Source organism: Soonwooa sp. (genome assembly GCF_030151385.1).
In the GTDB taxonomy this organism is placed as follows: domain Bacteria; phylum Bacteroidota; class Bacteroidia; order Flavobacteriales; family Weeksellaceae; genus Soonwooa.
This window is the reverse complement of record NZ_JASLDS010000003.1, coordinates 1-4,469: the sequence shown is the minus strand read 5'-3', so window position 1 is coordinate 4,469 and position 4,469 is coordinate 1. Positions and strand designations below refer to the sequence as shown.

Annotated in this window: 3 protein-coding genes and 1 pseudogene; all 4 read left to right on the top strand. The window is 35.9% G+C overall.

The window, feature by feature from the left end:
* Positions 1-488 precede the first annotated feature (488 nt).
* Positions 489-1,724: an outer membrane protein transport protein gene (locus tag Q1V95_RS00325; protein ID WP_300668924.1), complete on the top strand. Its 1,236-nt coding sequence runs from the start codon at positions 489-491 to the stop codon at positions 1,722-1,724.
* Positions 1,725-1,738: 14 nt separating this feature from the next.
* Positions 1,739-3,280, top strand: a complete 1,542-nt coding sequence (locus Q1V95_RS00320) for an SGNH/GDSL hydrolase family protein (protein ID WP_300668921.1) — start codon at positions 1,739-1,741, stop codon at positions 3,278-3,280.
* An 89-nt stretch (positions 3,281-3,369) separates the two neighbouring features.
* Positions 3,370-4,311 carry a ribose-phosphate pyrophosphokinase gene (locus tag Q1V95_RS00315; RefSeq protein ID WP_300668919.1) on the top strand — a complete coding sequence of 314 codons (942 nt, stop codon included), beginning with the start codon at positions 3,370-3,372 and terminating at the stop codon, positions 4,309-4,311.
* A 68-nt stretch (positions 4,312-4,379) separates the two neighbouring features.
* Positions 4,380-4,469: pseudogene (locus Q1V95_RS00310) on the top strand (50S ribosomal protein L25); the annotation flags it as partial.

Here is a 4,469-nt window from a genome sequence, read left to right as displayed (position 1 = left end):
ACATTTAATTTATAGCTATTTCCACAAGTATCTACACTGCTACATCCATTCGAGGATTTTGTTCCACATGAATGTCCTGAATCGCCGGATGTCTTACATCCACAACTCATATTAAAATATATTATTCTCGCAAAGTTAACTTTTTTTGATTAAAGTTGTATTGCCGATTTAATAAATACTGAATTTGCATTTAGTTTAAAATTTCATTCAAAACAATTAACATTTAACAATAAAACAACTTGATAGTTAAATAATTAAAACTTCATTTAACATAAGTTTACTATGGTTCGCATTGCAATGTTTAATATTAAACAAACTAAATCATTACAAACAACAAACCTCTACAATATAGCCATAGAAAAACTATTTATCAAAAAATAAAAATTAAACAAGCTTAAAAATTAAATGAGTGTTTAGTTAATTTTATAAAATTTTAACATTCTTAAAAAAAATAATTTTATATTTGACCATAATATAACATTACTTCTATGAAAAAATTACTTATAACAACGGCTTTAGCAGCAGGTGTTTTATCATACGCAGGTGGATTCCGTGTTTCTCTACAAGGAGTTAAGCAACTTGCGATGGCACACACAAGTGCGCATGCCGAAGATGCAAGTGTTACTTTCTTCAACCCTGCAGGTATGTCTTTTATCCCAGCTAAGTTTAGCGTTGTTGCAGGTGGTTTCGGAGCTTTAAACAAAGTAACATTCCAAAATCTTAATACTTTACAATCAACATCTACGGATAACCCAATTGGTACGCCACTATACGCAGCTGTTGCTTACAAAATCTCAAATGATGTTTCAGTAGGTTTTAACTTCTCAACACCTTTCGGTAGTACAATCGAATGGCCTAGCACTTGGGAGGGCGCAGAAATGGTGCAAAAAATGGAACTTAAAAGCTTCTTTTTCCAACCAATGGTTTCATTTAAGTTAGCACCCTGGGCGTCATTTGGAGCAAGCTATATCTACGCAAAAGGAAAAGTAGATTGGGACAAAGCAGTTACTGGTTTTGGAGGAAGCCTAAATATTAATGATGAAAAAGCTTCTGGTTCTGGTTTCGGTTTTGGTTTCTACTTCCAACCCAACGAAAAACTTGACTTGAGTGTTGCATACCGTTCGCCAGTTGACATGAAAGCCAAAAATGGTACAGCGACATTTAACATTCCTAAATCTTTGTATTCTAATCTTGGTCTTGATGCTAACGGAAAAGATAAATTCACAGCAACACTTCCTTTAGTTGAGGAATATACATTAGGAGCAACATATAAGATTACACCAAAATGGTTAGTGTCAGCAGACTTTAACTATACTGGTTGGTCTAGATATGAAAAACTAACTTTGGACTTCGAGCACGCTCCAGTTGGAAACCAGCCAAATGATCCTACAGTTTTGGTAACACCTAAAAACTTCAAAAACACTAAGACTTTCAGACTTGGTACGCAATATATGTTTAACGACATGATTGCTGGTAGATTGGGAGCTTACTACGACGAGTCACCATACTCTAACAAAAACTTTATCGCGGAAACACCTTCATTCAACTCTTATGTAATTACAGGAGGTCTTGGATTTAAGTTTAACAAATTGGGAGTTGATGTTGCTGGTGCTTACGCAATGCCACAAAGTCGCCACGTTAATAACACGTACTATAACTTCATTGGACAAGCAAAAGCAAAAGCTTTCTACTTCGGTCTAGGTCTATCTTATAACGCGTTCTAAAATTTTAAATCACTATGAAAAAGATATTATTTTCAATATTTAGCATTTCTGCTTTATTAGCAACGCAAAGTTGTAAAACAGATTTCGACACAGATGTTAAAGACATCAAAGTAACTAACGGAGACGCTGACTTCTCAAAATACATTTCATTAGGTAACTCTCTTACTTCTGGTTACAGAGACAACGCATTATATAGTGATGGTCAAAAGGAATCTTATCCTTCTATGATTGCACAGCAAATGAAATTAGCTGGTGGCGGTGACTTCAAACAACCTATGATGCCAAACAATTCTGGTGGATTTACAAATCTATTCAATCCAACAACTGGAGATTTCGGTGGTAAATACGTTCTATCAGTAGTAAACGGAGCACTAACACCTGGTCCAACAGCACCTGGCGCTGCTTTGGACAACGTGACTGCGGGTGGACCTTATCAAAACATGGGCGTTCCTGGTGCAAAAGTAGCACACCTATTAGCACCTGGTTATGGAAATCCTGCAGGTCTTGCAACCGGAACCGCAAACCCTTATTTTACAAGATTTGCGACTACACCTCAAACTTCTGTAATAGCAGATTTCTTAGCTCAAAAACCAACATTCTTCTCCCTATGGATTGGTAATAATGACGCACTACTTTATGCATTATCAGGAGCTGATCCATCTGTAGAAACTTTAACACCTCCAGACCAATTCAAAACATATTATAATGCATTAATTGCTCAAATTGCTTCAACAAAAGCAAAAGGTGTTATTGCTAATATCCCAGATGTAACAACAATCCCAAATCTAACAACTGTTCCATACAATCCACTAACAGCATCTGTTCTTGGAAAAGGTGACGTAGCTGTCGGAAATGCTACAATCGATCAATTGAACACAAGCCTTTATGGTCCTTTAGCTCAAATCTTAAAAGCAATTGGTGTGGGCGACAGAATTCAAATATTGAGCAAAACGGCACCTAACCCACTTTTGATTAAAGATAAAAATATCCCTGACGTGGGACAAGCGATTACCTATGCCGCTGCAAACTCTGGAAACCCAACTTTAGCAGCTTTAGCAACTTATCTTGGTGCAACTTACGGACAAGCAAGACAAGCAAAAGAAAGTGACTTGATTCCATTGTCAACTAAAAATGCAATTGGAACAACTCAAACATTACCTCCTGGCATTCCAGCTACTTTAGGCGCTAAAGGTATCGCATATCCTTTTGCTGACAGATATGTACTAACAGCTGCTGAAGCAACTCAAGTGAATGCAGCAATTACAAGTTATAACGAAACCATCAAAGCAGCAGCAGCAGCAAATGGCTACGCTTTTGTAGATGCTAACGCGAAAATGAAAGAATTGGCAAGCAAATCTGGTATCCAATGGAATGGTGTAAAATACACAGCAACATTTGTAACAGGAGGAGCTTTCTCACTAGACGGTGTACATTTAACAGGTAGAGGTTATGCTATTATTGCGAACGAATTTATTCAAAAAATCAACAAGCAATACAAATCAACTTTACCAGAAGTTGACCCTAACAAATATTCTGGAGTAACATTCCCGAATTAAAATTAACACCAATTATTCTTTATAAATTTAAACCACTTGATTTTCGAGTGGTTTATTTTTTATTAAATTTGCAAAAAATAAAAAGTAAAATGTCAGATCTACAACCCAGCTATCTATTTTCAACAAGAACCAGTAGAGTCTTAGCTGAAAAAATCGCTGAAAACTATGGCCAAGAACTAGGTCATATTATCATCCAAGATTTTAGCGATGGTGAATTCGAGCCAATTTTAGAACAATCTGTAAGAGGTGGACGTGTATTCCTAATCGGTTCTACCTTTCCGCCAGCAGACAATCTTTTAGAACTTTTGTTAATGATTGACGCTGCTAAAAGAGCTTCTGCTAAAAACATCACCGTTGTACTTCCTTATTATGGACTTGCAAGACAAGACAGAAAGGACAAGCCAAGAGCACCAATCGGCGCAAAATTAGTTGCCAACCTTTTGACTGCTGCTGGTGCAACAAGAATTATGACAATGGATTTACACGCAGATCAAATCCAAGGTTTCTTCGAAATTCCAGTAGATCACCTTTACGCTTCGACAATTTTTGTAGATTATATCCAATCGCTTAATCTAGAAGATTTAACAATTGCTTCGCCGGATATGGGAGGTGCAAAAAGAGCTAAAAACTACGCAAGCCATCTAGGTGCAGAAGTTGTAATTTGTTATAAAGAAAGAAAAAAAGCAAATGTTGTTGAAGAAATGTTATTGATTGGTGATGTAACCAACAAAAACGTTATCCTTATCGATGATATGATTGACACAGCTGGTACACTTTGCAAAGCTGCCGACATCCTAATGGAAAAAGGTGCTAAATCTGTAAGAGCTATTGCAACACATCCAGTATTATCAGGAAAGGCTTATGATAATATTCAGAACTCTAAAATTTCGGAAGTTATTGTAACAGATACTATTCCAATTAAAGAAGGTTTATCATCAAAAATTAAAGTATTGAGCTGTGCACCACTTTTCGCAGATGTTATGAAAAGTGTACACGAGCACCACTCAATTAGTGATAAATTTATCATCTAAAAATAAATATTTCGCAATTTCAGAAAATTCTGTATATTTGCACACTTTAAAATTTAAACATTTTTATAATGAAATCTATTACAATTCAAGGTACAAAAAGAGAAAACGTGGGCAAAAAGTCTACTAAAGCTTTACGTGATGCTGAATTAGTTCCTTGT